General features: G+C 43.5%; 22 protein-coding genes. 5 read left to right on the top strand and 17 right to left on the bottom strand.

The window, feature by feature from the left end; translation table 11 throughout:
* The first annotated feature begins 220 nt into the window (after positions 1-220).
* Positions 221-976 (top strand): geranylgeranylglyceryl/heptaprenylglyceryl phosphate synthase, encoded by a 756-nt coding sequence (locus ABQ275_RS25770; protein WP_349316028.1) that lies wholly within the window; start codon positions 221-223, stop codon positions 974-976.
* Positions 977-1,096: 120 nt separating this feature from the next.
* Here the strand turns inward: ABQ275_RS25770 and ABQ275_RS25765 are convergent, their stop codons facing one another.
* Positions 1,097-1,825, bottom strand: coding sequence for a response regulator (locus ABQ275_RS25765; RefSeq protein ID WP_349316027.1), 729 nt, complete (start codon positions 1,823-1,825; stop codon positions 1,097-1,099).
* A 97-nt stretch (positions 1,826-1,922) separates the two neighbouring features.
* On the bottom strand, positions 1,923-2,954 hold the full coding sequence (locus ABQ275_RS25760; RefSeq protein ID WP_349316026.1) for a histidine kinase: 1,032 nt from the start codon (positions 2,952-2,954) through the stop codon (positions 1,923-1,925).
* A gap of 274 nt (positions 2,955-3,228) precedes the next feature.
* Here ABQ275_RS25760 and dxs point away from each other — a divergent pair, with 274 nt between their 5' ends.
* From dxs to ABQ275_RS25745, 3 genes are all read left to right on the top strand, one after another.
* Positions 3,229-5,103, top strand: coding sequence for a 1-deoxy-D-xylulose-5-phosphate synthase (gene dxs / locus ABQ275_RS25755; RefSeq protein ID WP_349316025.1), 1,875 nt, complete (start codon positions 3,229-3,231; stop codon positions 5,101-5,103).
* A 136-nt stretch (positions 5,104-5,239) separates the two neighbouring features.
* Positions 5,240-6,286, top strand: coding sequence for an iron-sulfur cluster-binding domain-containing protein (locus ABQ275_RS25750; protein ID WP_349316024.1), 1,047 nt, complete (start codon positions 5,240-5,242; stop codon positions 6,284-6,286).
* Between the two features lie 319 nt (positions 6,287-6,605).
* On the top strand, positions 6,606-7,526 hold the full coding sequence (locus tag ABQ275_RS25745) for a PAS domain-containing protein (protein ID WP_349316023.1): 921 nt from the start codon (positions 6,606-6,608) through the stop codon (positions 7,524-7,526).
* A 1-nt stretch (position 7,527) separates the two neighbouring features.
* Here ABQ275_RS25745 and ABQ275_RS25740 read toward each other — a convergent pair whose 3' ends face one another.
* The 13 genes from ABQ275_RS25740 to ABQ275_RS25680 all read right to left on the bottom strand — a co-directional run bounded on the left by ABQ275_RS25740 (position 7,528) and on the right by ABQ275_RS25680 (position 17,737).
* Positions 7,528-7,905 carry a hypothetical protein gene (locus ABQ275_RS25740; protein ID WP_349316022.1) on the bottom strand — a complete coding sequence of 126 codons (378 nt, stop codon included), beginning with the start codon at positions 7,903-7,905 and terminating at the stop codon, positions 7,528-7,530.
* Between the two features lie 163 nt (positions 7,906-8,068).
* Positions 8,069-8,782 carry an HAD-IIB family hydrolase gene (locus ABQ275_RS25735; RefSeq protein ID WP_349316021.1) on the bottom strand — a complete coding sequence of 238 codons (714 nt, stop codon included), beginning with the start codon at positions 8,780-8,782 and terminating at the stop codon, positions 8,069-8,071.
* Positions 8,782-9,855 (bottom strand): mechanosensitive ion channel family protein, encoded by a 1,074-nt coding sequence (locus ABQ275_RS25730; RefSeq protein WP_349316020.1) that lies wholly within the window; start codon positions 9,853-9,855, stop codon positions 8,782-8,784. Before ABQ275_RS25730 ends, ABQ275_RS25735 begins: the two co-directional genes overlap by 1 nt.
* A gap of 105 nt (positions 9,856-9,960) precedes the next feature.
* The gene (locus tag ABQ275_RS25725) at positions 9,961-10,674 is read right to left on the bottom strand and encodes a pirin family protein (RefSeq protein WP_349316019.1); all 714 of its coding nucleotides are present in this window, start codon (positions 10,672-10,674) and stop codon (positions 9,961-9,963) included.
* 219 nt (positions 10,675-10,893) lie between these two features.
* Complete coding sequence (locus tag ABQ275_RS25720; RefSeq protein ID WP_349316018.1) at positions 10,894-11,304, bottom strand: OsmC family protein; 411 nt, start codon at positions 11,302-11,304, stop codon at positions 10,894-10,896.
* Positions 11,305-11,515: 211 nt separating this feature from the next.
* On the bottom strand, positions 11,516-12,145 hold the full coding sequence (locus tag ABQ275_RS25715; protein WP_349316017.1) for an NAD(P)H-dependent oxidoreductase: 630 nt from the start codon (positions 12,143-12,145) through the stop codon (positions 11,516-11,518).
* Between the two features lie 2 nt (positions 12,146-12,147).
* Entirely contained in the window at positions 12,148-12,672 is a 525-nt protein-coding gene (locus ABQ275_RS25710) for a YceI family protein (protein ID WP_349316016.1), read from the bottom strand.
* 29 nt (positions 12,673-12,701) lie between these two features.
* Positions 12,702-13,574, bottom strand: a complete 873-nt coding sequence (locus ABQ275_RS25705) for a pirin family protein (RefSeq protein ID WP_349316015.1) — start codon at positions 13,572-13,574, stop codon at positions 12,702-12,704.
* Between the two features lie 103 nt (positions 13,575-13,677).
* Complete coding sequence (locus ABQ275_RS25700; RefSeq protein WP_349316014.1) at positions 13,678-14,583, bottom strand: helix-turn-helix domain-containing protein; 906 nt, start codon at positions 14,581-14,583, stop codon at positions 13,678-13,680.
* On the bottom strand, positions 14,576-15,367 hold the full coding sequence (locus tag ABQ275_RS25695) for a segregation/condensation protein A (protein WP_349316013.1): 792 nt from the start codon (positions 15,365-15,367) through the stop codon (positions 14,576-14,578). Before ABQ275_RS25695 ends, ABQ275_RS25700 begins: the two co-directional genes overlap by 8 nt.
* Positions 15,368-15,451: 84 nt before the next feature.
* Positions 15,452-16,396, bottom strand: a complete 945-nt coding sequence (locus ABQ275_RS25690; protein ID WP_349316012.1) for a DUF3078 domain-containing protein — start codon at positions 16,394-16,396, stop codon at positions 15,452-15,454.
* Between the two features lie 87 nt (positions 16,397-16,483).
* Positions 16,484-16,915, bottom strand: coding sequence for a large conductance mechanosensitive channel protein MscL (gene mscL / locus ABQ275_RS25685; RefSeq protein WP_349316011.1), 432 nt, complete (start codon positions 16,913-16,915; stop codon positions 16,484-16,486).
* Positions 16,916-16,990: 75 nt separating this feature from the next.
* On the bottom strand, positions 16,991-17,737 hold the full coding sequence (locus ABQ275_RS25680) for a PPK2 family polyphosphate kinase (RefSeq protein WP_349316010.1): 747 nt from the start codon (positions 17,735-17,737) through the stop codon (positions 16,991-16,993).
* 121 nt (positions 17,738-17,858) lie between these two features.
* On the opposite strand from ABQ275_RS25680, the gene ABQ275_RS25675 reads away from it, so the two are divergent.
* Positions 17,859-18,734: a DMT family transporter gene (locus ABQ275_RS25675; protein ID WP_349316009.1), complete on the top strand. Its 876-nt coding sequence runs from the start codon at positions 17,859-17,861 to the stop codon at positions 18,732-18,734.
* 72 nt (positions 18,735-18,806) lie between these two features.
* Here the strand turns inward: ABQ275_RS25675 and frr are convergent, their stop codons facing one another.
* Both frr and ABQ275_RS25665 read right to left on the bottom strand, forming a co-directional pair.
* On the bottom strand, positions 18,807-19,370 hold the full coding sequence (gene frr / locus ABQ275_RS25670; protein WP_349316008.1) for a ribosome recycling factor: 564 nt from the start codon (positions 19,368-19,370) through the stop codon (positions 18,807-18,809).
* A 136-nt stretch (positions 19,371-19,506) separates the two neighbouring features.
* Positions 19,507-20,646: an MraY family glycosyltransferase gene (locus tag ABQ275_RS25665; RefSeq protein WP_349316007.1), complete on the bottom strand. Its 1,140-nt coding sequence runs from the start codon at positions 20,644-20,646 to the stop codon at positions 19,507-19,509.
* Between the last annotated feature and the right edge of the window lie 67 nt (positions 20,647-20,713).

Here is a 20,713-nt window from a genome sequence, read left to right as displayed (position 1 = left end):
CAAACAGTTTGCCACCGTATTTGTTATAAACCAAACTGATACAAATAAATCCGGCTCAAAATTTGCCTTTAACAAAGCTTTAACCGTAAGTGTTACTTATAAGGCAATAAGTATCATGAAGTTCATGAATAGAAAATGGATTGCATGCATATTTATTTAGCAATGTGGGTTATTAATAAAAATATTATACATTTGCGACAACCGGAACAATGCGCTATTGATGTACAATAAAATATACACTTCGTTCATCGAAAGAAAGGCCAGGAAAGAAAAAGCATTCGCGGTTTTGATTGATCCGGATAAGGTTACCCCTGCCGGGATCATTGAGCTTGCTGCGAAATGTATCGCCGCCAAAGTAGACTATATCTTCCTTGGAGGCAGCCTGGTAATTACCGATCATCTTGATGAATGTGTGCAGCAGCTGAAAGCCAGCTGCAATATACCCGTAGTTTTATTTCCGGGGAGTCCTTCTCAGGTCTCCCGGTATGCTGATGCATTGCTTTATCTTTCCATGATCTCCGGTAGAAACCCCGAGTTATTGATAGGTCAGCATGTAGTATCTGCTGCGGCCGTAAAGAAAAGTCAGCTGGAAGTTATCTCCACCGGTTATATGGTGATAGATGGTGGTGCCCCCACTACCGTATCCTATATCAGTAATGCAACTCCCATTCCATCAGATAAGGCAGATATTGCCATGTGTACAGCAATGGCAGGCGAGATGCTGGGCATGAAAGTGATTTATATGGATGCCGGCAGCGGTGCCCGTATCCCGATCACGGAAACGATGATCAGCCGGGTAGCCAGCCAGGTAGATGTACCCATTATTGTAGGTGGTGGTATCCGGGATGCCGAAAAAGCATACCTCAACTGCAAAGCAGGCGCCGACATTATTGTAGTTGGAAACGCCATCGAAAACGACCTCTCACTCATCAAAGAACTGGCGGACGCCGTACATTCCGTTCCAGTAAAAGCATAAAAATATTTTGGGATTTTTTGATTTACGAATTTAGGGAATTGAAATGCAGCAGAGGTTATCTAGTAGATCTTCGCTGCATTTCAATTCCCTAAATTCGTAAATCAAAAAATCCCAAAATATTTAGAGGCTCATCATCTCTTTAAACTTCACCGCCTGTCTGCGGCTCACTTCAATTTTTTCACCGCCACGCATTTCCAATAACAGACCGCCATTGAAGTAGGTGTCGATTTTTTCGATCATCCGCAGATTAACAATATGTTTTCTGTTGGCACGGAAAAATACCCGTTCGTCCAGTCTTTCTTCCAGTGCATTAAGCGACTTCAGAATGAGTGGCTTATTGGTTTCAAAATATACCCGGGCATAGTTGCCTACGCTTTCAAAGAGGCGAATTTCCTGCAATTTCACAAACCAGCAACGGTCTCCGTCTTTCACAAATACCTGGTCGTTTTCAGACAACAGGGTACGGATACCGCCGGCAGCAGCCAGCTGATCTTTTTCATCCTGCTGATGCAATTTGTGAATAGCATCGGCCAAACGCTTAGGTTCTACCGGCTTTAACAGGTAGTCCAGCGCATTGTACTCAAATGCTTTCAGCGCATATTCATCATATGCGGTTGTAAAAATTACCTGTGGCGTTTTTTCCAGTTCTGCCAACAGATCAAATCCGGTTTTATCCGGCATCTGAATGTCCAGGAACAGGAGGTCAGGATGCAGTGTTTCTATCTTTTCTATACCATCCTTCGCGTTCACAGCTTCTCCTACCACCACAATTTCCGGGTGATCTGCCAGCAATTTTTTCAGTTCACTCCTGGCTAGGCGTTCATCATCTATTATCAATGCTTTTTTCATTGGCAATATGAAGTTTGGTTGAGGATTAAATTTATTAATAAATAATAATGCCGTAATCGGCTACTTACCCATTACAGCCGTTCCGTATAACAAGTGATCAAAGCAACGGCATTACCACCCTGGCTTCAACCGTTTTCTCATCTTTGTTTCTGATATCAAAGGTAGCTCTGTTTCCAAATAGCAGACTCAACCTTTGTCTGGTACTCTGTAAGCCAAATCCATGCCCGTTTATGTTATTTTCTACTATCTGACCGGTATTTTCAATGGTAATTTCGTGTTGCATGCCGATAAGCCTGGAGGTAATAAATACCGTACCGCCACTGATCATCCTGGAAATACCATGTTTAATCGCATTTTCCACAAGTGTTTGCAGCATCATCGGAGGTACCGGCATTTCCAGTGTATCCGGATCAATCTCATATTGCACACTCAGCCGTTCCTCAAAACGGATGTGTTCCAATGCAAGGTAATCCTTTACAATGTTCAATTCGTTTTCCAGGCTCACCGTTTCGGCTTTTTCAGTGGCCATAGAACTACGTAGGATATTGGAAAGCTCTGTGATGGCTGTTCTTGCCCGTTGGGGGTTTTCATCCACCAGTGCCCGGATACTGTTCAGCGCATTAAAGATAAAATGGGGATTCAGCTGCGCCTTGATAGTTTTCAATTCCAGCTCCTTTACGGTCGTTTCCAGTTGTAGCTGTCCTACCTGCGAACTTCTGTTCCGCTCAATATAATGCCAGATAAAATAAATGAGCCACCAGATAGCAGTAATAATGAAGGAAGATGCAATTCCCACGAAAACAGGTGCAAACATTGCCTTCCCTTTCCACACAAAGCTCAGCACAAAATAATATCCCAGGTAGAGTAAGATGCCGGTGCCGGTAAGCATGGCGAAAAATAACAGGAGCTGCTTTTCAAAACTATAGTTTACCCAGTTAAACCGGTGAATAATATTGCGGAAAAGATGCGTGGAAATTAAACCAAAAGCCATAAATACCAGTACATTCACATAGTGAAATATGCCGGGAACTTTATTGGAGAAGGTAATGGCAAAAAATGTGTTAACTGAGAAATATGCCGTCCACCCCAGCATCTGACACCACCAGTATTTAGATATCTGTTTAAACATCAATTCAAATTAGTAAACTTCCCCTGTATTTCAAAAGTACCGTATGCACTACCCTACGGATACCTAATTGTTATAAATGGTGAATCATTATTGGTAAATGGCGAATGGTACCCGCTGAATGGTCAAATATCAGCAAACTGTCTCATTTTCCCTGCTTATCCGCACTATATAACCCATATTTTTTAGTATTTTTGTCACTTATTATAAACCCTGAGCCATTAATATGAACATCACGGCCGGTCAACTGTTAAGCCAGATAAAATATCCTGCTGACTTGCGAAAGTTGAATAAAGAACAACTCCACCAGGTGTGTGACGAATTGCGTCAGTACATTATTGATGTTGTAAGTGTGCATGGCGGCCATTTTGCGGCCAGCCTTGGCGTAGTAGAGCTTACTGTGGCGCTACATTATGTATATAACACGCCTTATGACCAGCTGGTATGGGACGTAGGTCACCAGGCCTATGGCCATAAAATCCTCACCGGCCGGCGGGAAGAATTTCCGACCAACAGGAAATATAAAGGGCTCAGCGGGTTTCCTAAAAGAGATGAAAGCGAATACGATACATTCGGTGTAGGGCATTCTTCTACCTCTATCTCTGCTGCATTGGGTATGGCCATGGCCTCTCACTATAAGGGAGAATTTGACCGTCAGCATATTGCCGTCATCGGTGATGGCGCCATGACAGCAGGTATGGCTTTTGAAGCACTGAACCACGCCGGCGTGGCCAATGCCAACGTGCTCATTATCCTCAACGATAACTGCATGTCCATCGACCCTAACGTGGGTGCACTCAAAGAATACCTGACAGATATTACCACTTCACCTACCTACAACAAGCTCCGCGACGATGTATGGCATCTGCTCGGAAAACTGCCTGTAGGCAAGCGTTTCACCCGCGATATGGCCTCCAAGCTGGAAGCCAGTCTCAAAGGCGTGGTATCAAAATCCAGCAACCTGTTCGAGTCACTGAAGATGCGCTATTTCGGCCCTATCGACGGTCACAATATCACCAAACTAGCCGATACCCTCCAGGACCTGAAAGATATTCCCGGCCCTAAACTGCTTCATATCGTTACCACAAAAGGTAAAGGATATGCACTGGCAGAAAAAGATCAGACCACCTGGCACGCGCCCGGTCTGTTCGACAAAATCACCGGAGAAATTTTCAAGAAACAGGTAACAAGACCTCAACCACCTAAATACCAGGATGTTTTTGGTCATACCATGATAGAACTCGCTGAACAGAACGATAAAATCATCGGCATCACGCCAGCCATGCCTTCTGGTTCCTCCCTCAAATTCATGATGGAGAAAATGCCGGAACGCGCTTTTGATGTAGGTATCTGCGAACAACATGCAGTGACCCTCTCTGCCGGTATGGCCACCCAGGGCATGCGCGTATTCTGCAACGTTTACTCTTCCTTCTTCCAGCGCGCCTTTGATCAGGCGGTACATGATGTAGCCATTCAGAAACTGCCGGTTATCTTTTGCCTCGACAGGGCAGGACTGGTAGGCGAAGACGGACCTACACACCATGGCGCCTACGATATTGCCTACATGCGCAGTATCCCGAATATGATCATCAGCGCCCCCATGAATGAAGAAGAACTGCGTAACCTGATGTATAGCGCACAACTTCCTGAAAATAAAAACCCTTACGTGATCCGTTACCCGCGCGGACAAGGCGTGATGCCGGAATGGCGTACACCCTTCAAAGCCATCAAACCAGGTACCGGCCGCAAGATCCGTGATGGAAAAGATATCGCTATCCTCTCGCTGGGCCACACCGGAAACTTTGTTACCGAAGCCTGCAAAGAACTGATAGCCGACGGCTTACAACCCGCACATTATGATATGCGCTTTGTAAAACCACTCGACGAAGCCATGCTGCACAACATCTTCCAGTCATTTGATAAAGTGATCACTGTAGAAGATGGCGCCATACTGGGCGGATTTGGCAGCGCCATACTGGAATTCATGGCTGCACATCAATACAAAGCAGCTATTAAAATAATGGGCATCCCTGACAGGATCATTGAACACGGCAAACCGGAAGAACTCTACCGCGAATGCGGATTCGATGCTGCCGGTATTGCACACACTACCAGGGAAATGCTGAAGGAAAAAATTACGGTAACCATTTGACCAGGATTAAATTTGACCAGGATTAAATTGATTATAAGGATTTATAGGATTTAACCGGAAGATTTAAACGGAGATATCCGCGTAGTTCTTCCAGTTAAATCCTATAAATCCTTATAATCAATTTAATCCTGGTCAAATGTATCTACAATTAAGAATAACCGACATCATACGCGAAACACCGGGCACCTATTCCTACCTCCTGGAAAATACGGCGCCTGAACCAGTCAGTTATCTCGCAGGACAATTTCTCACTTTCATTATCTCCTTAAATAACAAGGAATATCGTCGTTCCTATTCTTTCAGCTCCACACCAGGAGTAGATCCATATCTTTCTGTAACCATCCGCGAAAAGGAAAACGGGGAAATCTCCCGGCACATCCTGCGCACCTGGAAAAAAGATGATATCGTGACGGCTGTAGAACCTTCCGGCCGCTTTACTTTTGAACAAGCTTCCACTACGCCGCGGGACATCATGCTGTTGGCCGCAGGCAGCGGTATAACCCCTGTATTTTCGCTTTTAAAACAGATCCTGAAGGATGAGCCTTCTGCAAAGGTGACACTGATTTATAGCAACACTACGCCCGGCAATGCGATCTTCTATCAACAACTACAGGTGCTGCAAACAAAATACAGTCAGCAGCTGCATTGCCTCTTCCTTTTCAGCAATGATCCCGACAGTCACCACGCCTACCGCCGGCTGAACAATATACTGCTGGAACGGATCATCCAGGAACAGTTACATTTTAATCAATCCGATGCACAATTTTTCGTGTGTGGCCCACCGGATTATATGCGCATGGTTCTGCTTACGCTCCGCTTTATGGGCTTTAGCGAAGAACAGCTACACAAGGAGAACTTTGTGGTAAATACGGATACAAAACTCGCCAAAATGCCGCTACCAGAGGATACCAGCACCCGGGAGGTGACTATCCATCTTCGTAATGTGGCGTATCAATTGTCTGTACCCGCTAATCAAACGATACTGAGCTATGCGCTGGAACATGATGTGGCGTTGCCTTACAGCTGTAAAGGAGGTGTATGCGGCTCCTGTACCGCACAGTGTATCAGCGGTAAAGTATGGATGCCCGTAAATGAAGTACTCACTGATAAAGAACTGGCAGAAGGGTTGGTACTCACCTGTGTAGGGTATCCGGCAAGTGACCAGGTGATCCTTGAATTATAAAGTATATTAATGGAAAAAATATTCTCAATCAGCTCATTGCGGTATTATTTTTCCGTTGCGGTTATTTTTGTTACTTTCTCATGAAATTCAGACAATGCGGACTTCCCTTTCTAAGGTTGCTTCTTTCTGTCTATTATTTATTATCATAGCCATCAATGCATACCTCATTCAAGGAAGTGAAAATGCGTTACAAAAAAAATGGCTGATCACAGCTGAAATAATATCCTGTTGTGCTTTGCTACTGTTTGTCATTGGCACTCTCCGAAAAAATTATCATTCCCTTCAATATCAGCGGCTTTTTGATGAACATCCCGTTCCCATGTGGATATATGAAAAAAAGACGCTCCGGTTCCTCTCTGTAAACCAAGCTGCCGTTGAAAAATATGGATTCAGTAAATCAGAATTTGCACAATTGACTTTAGCAGATATCCGTGAGCCGGAAGAAGTGCCGCAGCTGATGGAAAATATCAAAGAACGTGGCGACAATATATCATACCGCGGAATCTGGCAACATCGTAAAAAAGACGGGACTACTTTCTTTGTAGAATTATACGCGCATGCTGCTGTTTATTACGGAAAAAAAGCGCGCTTCATTATGGCGAAAGATGTGGATGAACAGGTTAAAGCCGCCAGGGAAGCGCACCAGCAGGGGATACGGTATCAATTGCTGGCACAGGCGATCAATGATGCTGTATATGACAGGAATCTGCTCACCAATGAAGTCAGCTGGAATCATGGAATGGCAAACCTCTTCCGGCATGCGCCCCCAGCAGAAGACGGCATTTTTGAATGGTGGAAAAGCAACCTGCATCCCGACGACCGGGAGCAGATCATTTCTTCTCTGGATAAATGCCTGGCTACCGGCAGCCATCACTGGTCAGCAGAATACCGTTTCCAGTGTGCTGACGGAAGTTATAAATATGTAGTGGATCGTTCTTATATCATCTACGAAAAGAATATTCCTGTGCGCATGATTGGTATTATGCAGGACATGGATAAGCACGTAAAACAAGCCATGAAACTGGAAGAACAAAATAAAACGCTCCGGGAAATTGCATGGATCAATTCACATGAAATACGTCGCCCGGTAGTTTCCATTCTCAGTATCACGGGGATGTTTGACAAAAGCAATAAGGACATTCATCTCAATTCCCGTCTGATGGACTGGTTATATCAATCCACACAGCAATTGGACGATATCATCCATAAAATAGAAGACAAAGCAAAAGATATCCAGTGATCTAAATATCGTTAGTCATAAAATGATTGAAATCATCTTTCAACTCTGCAAATAATTTCTGGAATATTTCCATGCGATGCTGCATGGTATTGTAATCGCAAACCGGGCGATCATCATGAACAACCTTTAAAGGCTCATCCAATATACTTTTCGCGCATTGTTTCACATCGTGAAACATTTCATCGGCGACTTCGCGCTGGCGAAGAAAACGGTTTTCAAAATGCTCTACTTTCGTCATTACCTCACGGGGAGCTTTACTCAGCGCGATCTGTTCCAACCTTTCGCGCATCATTTTCACATCATTTCTTACATCGTTCACGGCTTCCTTCCATGAGTTGATCTGCTGGTGCAGATCGGTAGGCTGTGTTGTAATTTCCATGGTGTATTGATTTATCAGTTTAAAAGATGATAAAACAGGTATCCATCATTACCAAACGCTGGTAGCCAATATCCATTTAACAGTTTACCTCAGACCCATTCAATAGCAAAGACCTTATTCTAAGTTACAATCTTTTTCAATGCGGCCATAATAACTTTCCGGCTTACAGGTAGATGCCAAACTCAGGGAAAAATTCCATGGCTTCGAGGATTCCTCCGGCGCCGCTACGCTGTGCCCGCAATACATTGGGCATCCCCTTGGTACGGACTAACAGCTCCGGTTCGGCTTCTCCCACTACAACGCCTTTGAAGCCCATTTCATACATGGAATAATCATTCATGGAATCACCGGCCACCAATACCTGTTCATGTGGTAATGCCAGCACGCCCAACAGTTGTTGTAACGTATTTCCTTTATTCACTCCTTTTGGCAATATGTCCAGGTATTTCCCCGCAGACAGGATCAGGTCACAATGCAGTGAAGTAGCCACTGATCTGGCGGTATCGATATCTGTAGCATCATCATAATAGTAGGAACAACGGTATTGCTGATGCGCTTCCTGGTGAAGTAATCCTTTCACGCTTTTCAGTGTTTCCCGGACATGCCCTCCCGGCCAACGCGCTGCAATACCGGCCTGTACTGGTTCTACAGGCGCCATGGAGGCCAGGTGTGTTACGGTGGCACCCACATCACAAATGATATACTCCGGTTTTGGTATCGCAGGGTTTTCCAGTAATGCCAGTACACTACGTATACCCCTTCCCGTTACAAACACCAGTTGAATATCTTCCCTGTTATTCAATAAACTGTATAATTCTTCTTTATCTGCTGCTGTACCACCTAAGAAGGTACCGTCAAGATCTGTCGCTAATAACATTATAATTTCTCCGTTGTTTCAGTTGCCCGTTGGTTAAGAAATAAATTTTGTGTAGGAATGCCAAATTTAATCCCTTCTTTTTCAAATGCTTCAAATAATTGCAGGTTAATGGCCTGCTGTATATCCATATACAGGTTATAATCTCCTGACTGCACAATAAAAACATTCTCATACACGATACAGAAGTCGCCAAAATTCAACAGGTGTGATCTGTCGAAAAATGCATTCCCTGCATCAGCCACCGCCTTTTTTACCATGCCAGGAATCAATGCCAGCTTATCTCTCGGCGTATCTAAAGCAACATTGAATTTAAATACGATACGCCGCGTTGCCATCCGCTTGTAATTATGCACGCGCGAATTGGTCAGATCAGTATTTGAAAATACCAGCTGTTCACCACTGAGACTGCGCAAACGTGTAGTTTTAATACCGATATATTCTACCGTGCCGAGTTTATCCTGCACAATAATAAAATCACCTATTTCAAATGGCTTGTCGAAGAAGATAACAAAGTAACTGAATAAATCACCCAGGATCGTTTGCGCAGCCAGTGCAATGGCAATACCACCAATACCCAGACCGGCCACAAAGGTAGTCACATTAAAGCCCCAGTTACTCAGCAACACCAATATGCCAATACCCCATATCAATGCGGATACCACCACCATGATACCTTTCACCTGCTTGGTTTTCTCTTCGCCTCTTTCCTGTCCGGAGAGATAACTTACAAACATGAATTGCAGTAAAGTCGTGACCGCACGTACAACAAAAAAGGTAACGCAGATAGAAAAGAAGATGCCTGTCCACTTATCAACTTTAGGTGCTAGTGTGAGCTGCTGCAGTGCAATGTATATGCCTCCGATATATAATAAAGGAACAACTGTGCGTTCAAAACCTCTTACAAAGAAATCATCAAACTTACGTTCCGTTCCGGAAGCCCAGTTTTTTATTCTTTTTAGTATAATTTTTTTTAAGATCAGAATGAGCAAAACAATGACGATGAAAGTGCCAAGTGCTATGCAATAATCTTGTACCGTGTTGTGCCAATACTGTTGTGCCAGGAATGATTGCATTGAAAAAAGTTTTATAACTGCTATGAAAATAATAAAAAGAAGAGACCAGCCTTACGGCTGATCTCTTCCTGAATATAACGGGTTAATATATAACGAAGTGTATGATTAGTTCAGCATCGGTATATCTATCAGCAAAAACTCTGCCGGTTTCAGTATATCAACTGTTATTTTGTTGTAATCAGACAAGCCGATAGCATCACGTGTATGCAGTATTTCATCTGCAACTTTTATTTCTCCGCTGATCAAAAACAGGTAGCTGCCTATACCGGGAACTTTTGATGAAATATCAATTTGCTGACCGGCATCAAACTTTCCTAATGAAAACCATGCGTCCTGGTTCAGGTGCAGTGCATCATCCGCGGCATCCGGTGAAATCACTACCTGTAGCGCGTTTTCACGTGCAGTCGGATCAAATGTCCGTTGATCATATCTTGGTGTTACATTCCGTTCTTTAGGAAATACCCAGATCTGTAACATATTCGCATCTTCCGTTTTGGAAGCATTAAATTCTGAATGCATGATACCGGTACCTGCACTCATTACCTGTACATCGTTTCTGCGTATCACTGCCTGTCTGCCGGTATTATCACGATGTTCCATCCCACCATCCAGGATGATAGATACAATTTCCATATTATCGTGTGGATGCGCGCCAAAGCCCATTCCACCCTTTATAAAATCATCATTCAGTACACGCAATGCACCAAAATGAATCCTGTTGGGATCGTAATAATTTGCGAAACTAAATGAGTGATGGCTCTTTAACCAATCATGATTGGCATAACCTCTGCTATCTGCACGATGAATAATCTTTTCCATAAAAAATCTCCTTATTTATACCATACAAAGATCGGTATAAACGTTGTGGATTGGAATGGATGATATGTTGAAAAAAGTGGACAGAATATTTATGGATTTACGAATTTTTTGATTTACGAATTTTGTTATTTAAAAAATGCAGCGGAAATTACCCAAAGGTGATCTCCGCTGCATTTTTAAATAACTAAATCAAAAAAATCGTAAATCCGTAAATACTGGTTATACCAGTACGGCATCCATGGTAATATCGGTATTCAGCAGTTTGCTGATAGGGCAGTTCGCTTTAGCGTCTGCGGCCATTTCAGCAAATTTTGCTGCATCCAGACCAGGAACGCTGGCTTTTACTTCGAGGTGGCTGGAAGTAATAGCGCCATTATCGAGGGTTATGGTGCATTTAGTATCGATGTTACCGGGAGTGAGACCAGCGCCGGTAATCACGAAGCTCAGTTTCATGGTGAAACAGCCGGCGTGAGCAGCAGCAATTAGCTCTTCGGGGTTAGTGCCGATACCGTCTTCAAAACGGCTGCTGAAGGAGTACTGTGTGTTATTCAGTACAGTGGATTGTGAACTCACGGTTCCTTTACCTTCTTTACCAGTGCCTTGCCAGTTGGCAGATGCAAATCTTTTCATGTTAGAAATTTTTTATTATTTGAGGTGATAAATCTGTGTGGAGGTCCAAATTACAAAATTAATTACTAATAGGACCAGGATTTGATGGATTTAAAAAGATCACCCTGATTGATCAGGTAGATATAAAAGCGCCATTATAGCTGGTCTTTCCTCTTATCTACGTGATCAATCAGGGTGATCTTTTTAAATCCATCAAATCCTGGTCCTGTCTTTAAATCATCTCTACCAATTCATCCATTGGCTTACGTACCTTTTTAGCATGTTGCATCACATCATCATCCGCTCTGAAACCAATTGCAGCTATTACTACAGTAGCAAGTCCTTTATCTTTGAGTCCTAAAATTTCATCATACTGTGCAGCATCAAAGCCTTCCATCGGGCAGGCATCAATGTCTTCAGCAGCTGCTGCGGTGAGCAGTGTACCCAGTGCCAGGTAAGCCTGTTTGGAAGTCCACACTGCTGCATCCTTTGCGTCCAACCGGTTTACGGTTCCCTTCATAACACCGGCAAAACCTGCCAGATCTTCGGGGTTGATATTACGGGTAGCCGCGATATTTTTCGTATAGTCATCTACGTGAGACGCCTGTAAATCGTTATACCTGGCAAACACTACCAGATGCGAGGCATCTGTAATCTGCGTCTGATTCCATGAAGCTTTTCTCAGTTGTTCTCTTACTGCCGGATTCTCTACCACCAGGATCTTATACGGCTGTAAGCCATAAGAGGAGGCGGAAAGCCTTGTAGCGGCAATAATACGGTCCAGCTGTGCAGCACTCAACTTTCTGGCTGCATCAAACTTTTTCACGGCATAACGCCATTCGAGCTTCTGTAAAATATCCATTTTTATTGCTTTACCATTTGCACGTTCGCTAACAATTTCACTTCATCACTCAGCATAATACCACCTGTTTCTGTAGTAGCATTAAAAGTAAGTCCAAAGTCCTTGCGGTTAATTTTACCACTCAGTTCAAAACCAGCTTTGGTTTGACCGTATGGGTCCACTACTTCACCGCCAAATTCCACTTTCAGTTCAACCGGGCGTGTATTATCACGGATGGTTAAATCACCGATCAGTTTATAATTTTCGTCGTCTACTTTCTTCACTTCTTTAGATACAAATTTCAGCTTTGGATATTTTTCTGCTTCGAAAAAATCGCTTGCCAGCAAATGCTGATCACGCTGTGCGTTCTGTGTAGTAACGCTATTGATATCTGCTTCAAAAGAAATATTTGCAGAGCTGAAATCACTATCAGTTGTTTGCATGGTAGCATCAAATGTTCCGAACTGACCGGTAACGGTCGTGATCATCAGGTGCTTTACTTTAAATTGTACATCACTATGTGAAGGGTCAATTTTCCAGGTTGTCATATAATTATTGTTTTAAAATCGTTATTGAATTAGTTTAAAAAGCCCATTTTTCCGGCGTTGTAATCGTTGATTGCTTCTTTGATCTCATCTTCTGTATTCATTACAAAAGGACCATAAGCGAAAATGGGTTCATCAATCGGCTCTCCGCTCAAAATCAGCATAGCTGTATCTTCCAGCGCAGTAACCGTAATATCTGTACCATCATGTTCAAACAAAACGGTTTCTACTCCTTTGGCTGCGTTGCCGTTAAAATCAGCTTCGCCGCGCATCATCACCACGGCAGTATTAAAATGCTGTGGAAAAGTAACATCGAGTTTATCGCCTTTTTTCAACTGCACATCAAGTACGTTAACAGGTGAAAAAGTTTTAGCAGCGCCCTTGGTACCGTTGAACTCACCGGCAATCACTCTCACAAAGCTGCCTTCTCCCAGATCAATCACCGGGATCTCTGCTTTTGTCAGGTTCTGATAACCAGGTTTGTTGTTTTTATAAGCTTTGGGAAGATTTACCCATAGCTGGGCCATTTCTACCTTGCCGCCACGTTTACTAAATTCCGTTTCATGTTTTTCTTCATGCACGATTCCTGCAGCCGCAGTCATCCACTGTACATCACCAGGAGCTAGTTTTCCCTGGCTGCCGGTAGAATCACGGTGTTCCAGTTCGCCCTGGTATACAACCGTTACGGTTTCAAATCCTTTATGCGGATGCTGATCCACCCCACGTGGTTTGTTGGTAGGGGGGAAGTAGGATGGCGCGCCATAGTCCATCAGTATAAAGGGGCTGATCTTATTGTTCAGCGAGCGTGTGCCACCAGGCAAAACACTCTGTACCCTGAATCCGTCGCCCACCAGGTGGGGGGCCGGCGCTATTAAAATCTGACTTACATGTTTTGTTGTTTTCATATTGTTTGCCTCCTTAAGACAACACAAAAGTACATGTTACAACACCTGTTGAGAATGGATAAAACTTCTTCTGTGATGGACTTTTTTTATAAAAAGGGGCAAATTAAGGTTGGTGGCTGATTATGCGGGAAGCCTCCTTGAATTCAGAAGGGCTTTGGGTGGTATATTTCTTAAAAAAGCGGCTAAAATAGTGTGGATCGTCAAAACCGAGCTTGTAGGCTATTTCTTTGGCAGTAAGGTCTGTATTATACAAATACCTTTGTGCCTCCAGGATCACGCGGTTACGGATATGCTCTCCGGCTGTAATACCGGATAGTTGCTTGCTGATCTCATTCAGCAACACCGGTTTGATATGCAGGATAGCCGCATAATCAGATACCGTTTTTAATTCCTGGTATTTTTCTTCAATCAGGTTTTTAAATTTCAGGAAGATAGAACTGTTATGCACTGCATGTTGTTCGGGGGAGATAGCCAGGTTTTCACCCTTGATACGGGAAGCCAGCACCAGGAAGTAACGTAGCAGGCCATGCAGCGCCGTTTCATATTCCGGCTCACGCATGGTCAGTTCTTTCTGCATCAGGCGCACAATGGCTTCTATATCCATGGCCTGTTCTGCATTAGGCGTAATGATACTGCTAAACTGGTTATTGAAAAAGAGGCCGGAGTTAATGCCCGAAATCTGTGTCTGGTCTTTCAAACACATGAACGCATCCTGAAAAGCGATCATATAACCATCCACTCTTTCGCTCATTTGCAGGTTGTGTACCTGGCCGGGAGCCAGGAAAAACAGGGTATTTTTCTTTACTTCATGTATTACGGTATCAATGGTATGCAACAGCTTACCTTTCTTGATCCAATAAATGGTGTAAAAGTCGTGCCGGTGGGGTACGCCTACCTGGCTAAAAAAGGTGTTGCCCAGTTCACATAGGCCAGACACCACAAAAGTAGGATCAATATTGGCGTATGCCGGTAATGAAACTATCCCGATATTTTCACGTTTCTCAGCCATCTATTAAAGTCCCCGCAGGTTCTTCCTCCCTATCGGCAGGATCTATGTATTCAATGATGAAATTGTTCCGTCCTTCTCCCACCATAATGCCCATGTGCTTCATTTGTACCAGTTCCAGCATGCTGAGAAACAGGAAAATGGCGTGCACCCGGTCTTTACAGTGATCAAATATCTTTTCAAAGGCCAGGGTTCTTTCTGCGCGGGCCAGTTCTTCCATATACATCCTGGAACCTTCCATGGTGTAATCGTACTTGTACACCACATGTTGGGGTTTATTATCACGTTCCTTCACGCGCAGCATTACCTTTTCAAAGGTTTTAGCCAGTTTAAACAGCGTGAGGGTCTGTACCTCCGTACCTTCACTGGTCACTTCACCGATTTCAGCCAGCTCCTTTGCAATGTTGCCGCGCTTGATATGCAGCATACGGTCTGCTTCCAGTTCTGCCAGCTCTGCTGCTGCCAGCTTGTAGCGTTTATACTCAAGGATCTTGTCGATGAGTTCCATACGCGGATCAATCTCATTACCCTGTTCATCCACTTCTTTACGTGGTATCAGCATCTTTGCCTTAATACGCATCAGGGTGGATACAAACAGGATGAACTCGCTGGCGAGTTCAATATTCAATGTTTCTATATGGTGTACATAATCCAGGAACTCATTCGTAATGGTCGTAATGGGAATATTATAAATATCCAGCTCATCCCGTTCTATGAAGAACAGCAACAGATCAAAAGGACCTTCAAATTGCGGTAATTTGATTTTATAGGTGACTTGCTCGCTCACTTGCTAATATTTTAAAATTCCTGGTGCCGGGCCGCTGCAGTTCGCAGCGGCGCCAGCTATCAAAAATAACAAAATTCCGGCTAATCAGAACTTAGCAGTGAAACCTATGCCTATGACCTGTTTGATCTGCAATCGCGCCCCTTTCACCCCTGTTTTCTTGTTTTCAAACACTTTTACATCATCATCATAGATCATATCACATGACAGTAAAGCAGAAATCCATTTATTTACTTTCAGCTCCAGCGCATTGGTAAAGAAAACATCGATGTTTTGTGGATTATGACGATAGTCTGAAAATAAATCCAGGCGACCCTTATAAGTTATATTTTTCCCGATGGTTTTAATATAGTTGGCAGATAGATACGCGCCCAGTTCATATTTAAAATGCGTGCCTGTATCTACGCCATAGGCGCCCTGTTGGGAAAGCGCATCATCCATTACCAGCACAAACCGTGAAGTAACGGGGGACAGAAATAAAGAAAATTCCGGTACCGGCTTATAATCAAAACCCGGTGACACTAAAACATACGCCGGTGCAAAGAACCTGGAAGATAGCTGTGGCGTGGTATCTGACGGATAAAGAAAACCATCCGTAAACTGGGTCCGGAGATTCACTAACCCACTGGCATACCAGTTATGACCAATTTCATAACCATATTTTGAGGTCAGGTCTATACGGTCATCGCTTTTACGGCCACCGAGACTGGTAGTATTGATATAGCCATATGCCAGATCAGCTACGTTGTCCCAGGAATGCTTTCCTTTTTTGTAGAATGCCCATGCATATACATTGGAACCCAGGGAGAAAGAAAAGTTATCTCCACCCGCGGCCCAATTGGTCAATGATCCCTGGTTAATGTTTACATTGATATTCAATCCCTTTTTCCATAATTTGGGGATTGTATCTGCTGCGTCCTTTTTGATCTTCGTCGAAGCCTCTTCACGAGATGTCTTCATCCAGTCATTTTGTGCCTGTGTGCTCATGTAACACAGTAAGCTACAGGCAATGGATAAAGTAAGTTTTTTCATCAATAAAATTTTTAAGATTAGCGTATATACATAGCATTCAGATTCCTTCTGTAAGAAAGAATCTGAATGCAGGGGGTATGCAGAAAATTATCTTGGTTTCTTTAATTCGTCGCGTATTTCCATCAGCAGTTTTTCCTGAGCAGTAGGTTCGGCAGGAGCAGGAGCCGCTTCCTGTTTCTTCGTCAGGCTATTCATAAATTTCACCAGGAGGAAGATACAGAAGGCAATGATCAGGAAATCAATTACGCTCTGAATAAATGCGCCATAAGCAAATACCGGTGCGCCCGCTGTTTTTGCTGTTGCAAGGCTGTCGAAATGCGTCCCCTTGCTTTCATTCAATAATATGAATTTGTCTGTAAAGTTTACACCGCCTGTAAAAATACCGATCACTGGCATCAGGATATTATCTACCAGTGACGTAACAATTTTACCAAAAGCACCTCCAATGATCACACCCACAGCCAGATCCATCACATTTCCTTTGGTAGCAAACTCTTTAAATTCTTTAATGAATGACATAATGCAAGGTTTTTATTGGTGAAAAAAGTAAGCGAAATTAGTGCTTAAACATGGAAGTGTTTAATTATTAGTATATTATTTCTTCAATCTTGGATATTTCATTTTCAGTGATTTGAGTGTATCCCTTAACGTTAGTGCAATCACGTACTCTTTATACCAGTTGTGATCTGCCGGTACAATGATCCATGGAATGTCATTACAATGGTTGAAGGCATCTTCATATACATCCATATATTTATCCCACAGCTTTGCTTCGGCTAAATCATTTTCATTATACTTCCACATCTTACGGGGATCTTCTGTACGCTCCACCAGGCGCTGCTGCTGGGCTTCAGGAGAAACATGCAAATAAAATTTAAGGATCCGGGTTTCGTTATGAACGGATAATAACTTTTCAAAATCGTTGATGGCACGCATCCTTTTGAAAGCGATCTTATCATCTATCCACTTATGTACCCGCTGGATAAGAATGTCTTCATAATGCGACCTGTTAAAAACCTGGATCATTCCTTTTCCCGGCGCATGCATATGTATACGCCATAAAAAATCATGCTCCGCTTCTTCTGTGGATGGTGCTTTAAAAGAACGTACGGTACAGCCCTGCGGATTCAGCGTACCCGTTACATTCTTAATAACACCGTCCTTACCACTGGCATCCATACCCTGAATAACCATTAACACACTGTATTTATGCTGTGCGTATAAAAGGTTTTGCAGTTCGTCCAGTTCTATTAATATTTCCCGGGTTTCCGCCTTTATCTTTTCTTTATCAAGCTTCTTTGGGGCGGTAGTGCTGATGGTTGACAACCTGATCTTACTCATGTATTTACATTCTTATAACTAAATTTAACAAAATCAGGTCAGAAGTGTTGCGTAGATCCCAATTTATATTTTGCTTGAATACAGTTATATCCTGACCTTTGTAGTCCTAAAAAATGCCATATTGAACCATCGCTTTGCCCATTGGGGTGTTTTTCTCTTGCTATCGCTCACGTGGGGTAGCTCATTTATTTTAATGAAAATAGGATTGGAGTCGTTCACGGCTTATCAGGTTGCCAGTCTCCGGTTGGTAGCTGCCGGCCTTGCCCTGCTTCCTTTTCTTCCGAAGGCGATCAGGCAAATACCTGTAAAGAAACTTCCGTTGATCTTTCTCTCCGGAGTTTTGGGTAATGGTATCCCTGCATTTCTGTTTTGCGTGGCTGAAACAGAAATAGACAGTTCACTGGCAGGCATCCTGAACTCATTAACGCCACTGATGGCCCTCCTGGCAGGATTAGTCCTGTTTAAAAGTCCCATAAAGAAAGCGCAGCTTATAGGTGTGTTCATCGGGCTGCTCGGCGTAGTGTTATTGTTTACTTCCAAGGGCATCAATACAAACGGACATTGGTTTTACAGCCTGCTGGTGATCCTGGCAACTATCAGCTATGGTATCAATATCAGCCTGGTGCATCATTACCTGAAAAATTTCGGCTCCTTACAACTGGGGGCTATTGCTATGTTTTTGTGTGGGCTGGTTACTTTCCCCATTTTGTTGTACAGTAATTTCTTCCCGCAATTTACCACAGCAGATGCTCCATGGCGCTCACTTTCAGCGGGTATTGTGTTAGGTGTGATGGGTACGGGTGTTGCCGCTGTATTATTTTACCAGCTTATCAAAAGTACGGGGTCCATGTTTGCCTCCATGATCGCTTATGCGTTACCGGTAGTAGCTATCGGATGGGGGTTACTGGCTAAAGAATCCATTAGCTGGATACAGGTGTTGTGTATGGGTATTATTCTTTTAGGCGTATACCTGGTAAACAGGGCAAAAGATAAGTAAGCAGGCCGGCCTTTAATAAGGAAGGCTGACGCATATGCATCAGCCTTTCTTATATATTTTAGTTGCCCGATACTAGATGGACATAATTTCTTTCTCTTTTGCTTCGCAGTGTTTTTCTACCAGCGTGATGTTCTTGTCAGTTACCTGTTGGATATCAGCTTCTGCATCCTTAGCGGTATCTTCACTCAAACCATCTTTCTGTAATTTCTTGATCGCTTCAATGGCATCTCTCCGGATATTCCGGATGGCTACTTTCGCCTGTTCGCCTTCATTATTCACTCTTTTCACAAATTCTTTTCTTCTTTCTTCTGTGAGTGGTGGCAGGAAAAGGCGGATAATAACCCCGTCATTTTGTGGGTTAATGCCGATGTTGGCCGCTATAATAGCCCTTTCAATAGGCTGAAGCATATTTTTTTCCCATGGTTGTACGGTAAGGGTACGTGCATCCGCAACACTTACGTTGGCTACCTGGTTGAGTGCCGTAGGTGCGCCATAGTAGTCTACATTAATACCATCCAGTATCTGAGGATTGGCTTTACCAGCCCTAACTTTTGTCAGTTCCAGTTCCAGGTGCCCGATAGCTTTCTTCATCGAGTCCGCTGCATCATCCATGATAAGCGTTAGATCATCTTGCATAACATAAATAGTTAAGTGCGTGCAAACCTACAGGTTTTCTTTTAATCATCAAAGAACGGGCACAAGAATAGCCGCAACAACAACTGTTTCAGGCCTGGATACCGCGTAAAACAGCTATATTTTTTTTCTGACTGCGTTATTTATCCTGTAATACTCCGCCGGTGGTAACACGAAGAACTTTGGGTGCTGCAACGCCCTGAACTGCAGGCTGTGTAATAGTAGGTGCGGCCGGTTTAACAGCCAGTTTCCTCTTACGTGCCATGTATAGCATTCCGGTACAAATGGTTGCTGCTCCCACCACTGCTGTCATCAGCCAGGTGGTGCCCAGCCCTTGCAGAAAAAATGCGGCCACAATGAAGAGCGCATTGATGCCTACAGATACAAGGGTGGTTTGTGTATGATTCAGTTTTAAATCAAGCAGATAATGATGGATATGATTCCTGTCGGCAGAGAACGGAGATCTTCCCTGTAGCATACGCACGGAAAATACGCGCAATGTATCAAACAACGGCACAATCAGAATAGCGACCGCCACCGCAGGTGCAGCATTTATCGGCATTTTCCCGGCTGGATTTCCGGCCACGTCAATAAATTTCATTACGAGCACTGCGTTGACCAATCCTATCAGTAAGGACCCCGTATCACCCATAAAAATGCGGGCAGGAGAGATATTGAAGATTAAAAAGCTGGCCAGACCACCTGCCAATGCAAACCCCAGCACGGCATAAGTGATTTCTCCTACATGCAGGAAATAAGCGCCCATGATGGCACTTACCAGCAAACCAATACTTCCGGCATGCCCGTCTACCCCGTCAATCAGGTTAAAAGCATTGATTACTACGATAAAGGTGAAATAAGTCAGCATCAGGCTGATATTGGGAGGTAAAGCGTAGATGCCCATGAAACCGTACATGCTGGTAATCTGTAAGTTACCTAAGTAAATGATGGCAAAAGAAGCCATCAACTGCCCGATCAGTTTCTTTAAAGGAGACAGCCCAACGAGGTCATCCTTCATTCCCACCATGAAAATAATGAAGAAGGCCGCCATCATGTATTGAAACGGCGAATTCTGCAATGCGGGTACACATATTGCAGCAGCGATAATAAACCCTGAGAAAAATCCGATTCCTCCCAGTGCTGGTATACGCAGTTTATGCGTTTTCCTTTCGTCCGGTTCGTCGTATAAATGCTTTAATTCCGCCACCTTAATAAGGATAGGAATGGAAAAATAGGTCACAACAAAACTTAGGACGGTAGCAATTAATACATTCTCCATTAGTGGGGCTTATTTTGCAAAGATATTAATTTCAATGAAATATGTAAAGAATCGTTAAAAAAATCAG

Source organism: Chitinophaga sp. MM2321 (assembly GCF_964033635.1).
Taxonomy (GTDB): Bacteria; Bacteroidota; Bacteroidia; order Chitinophagales; family Chitinophagaceae; genus Chitinophaga.
Note: the sequence above shows the minus strand (reverse complement) of the source record. Positions and strands in the feature narration are given on the sequence as shown.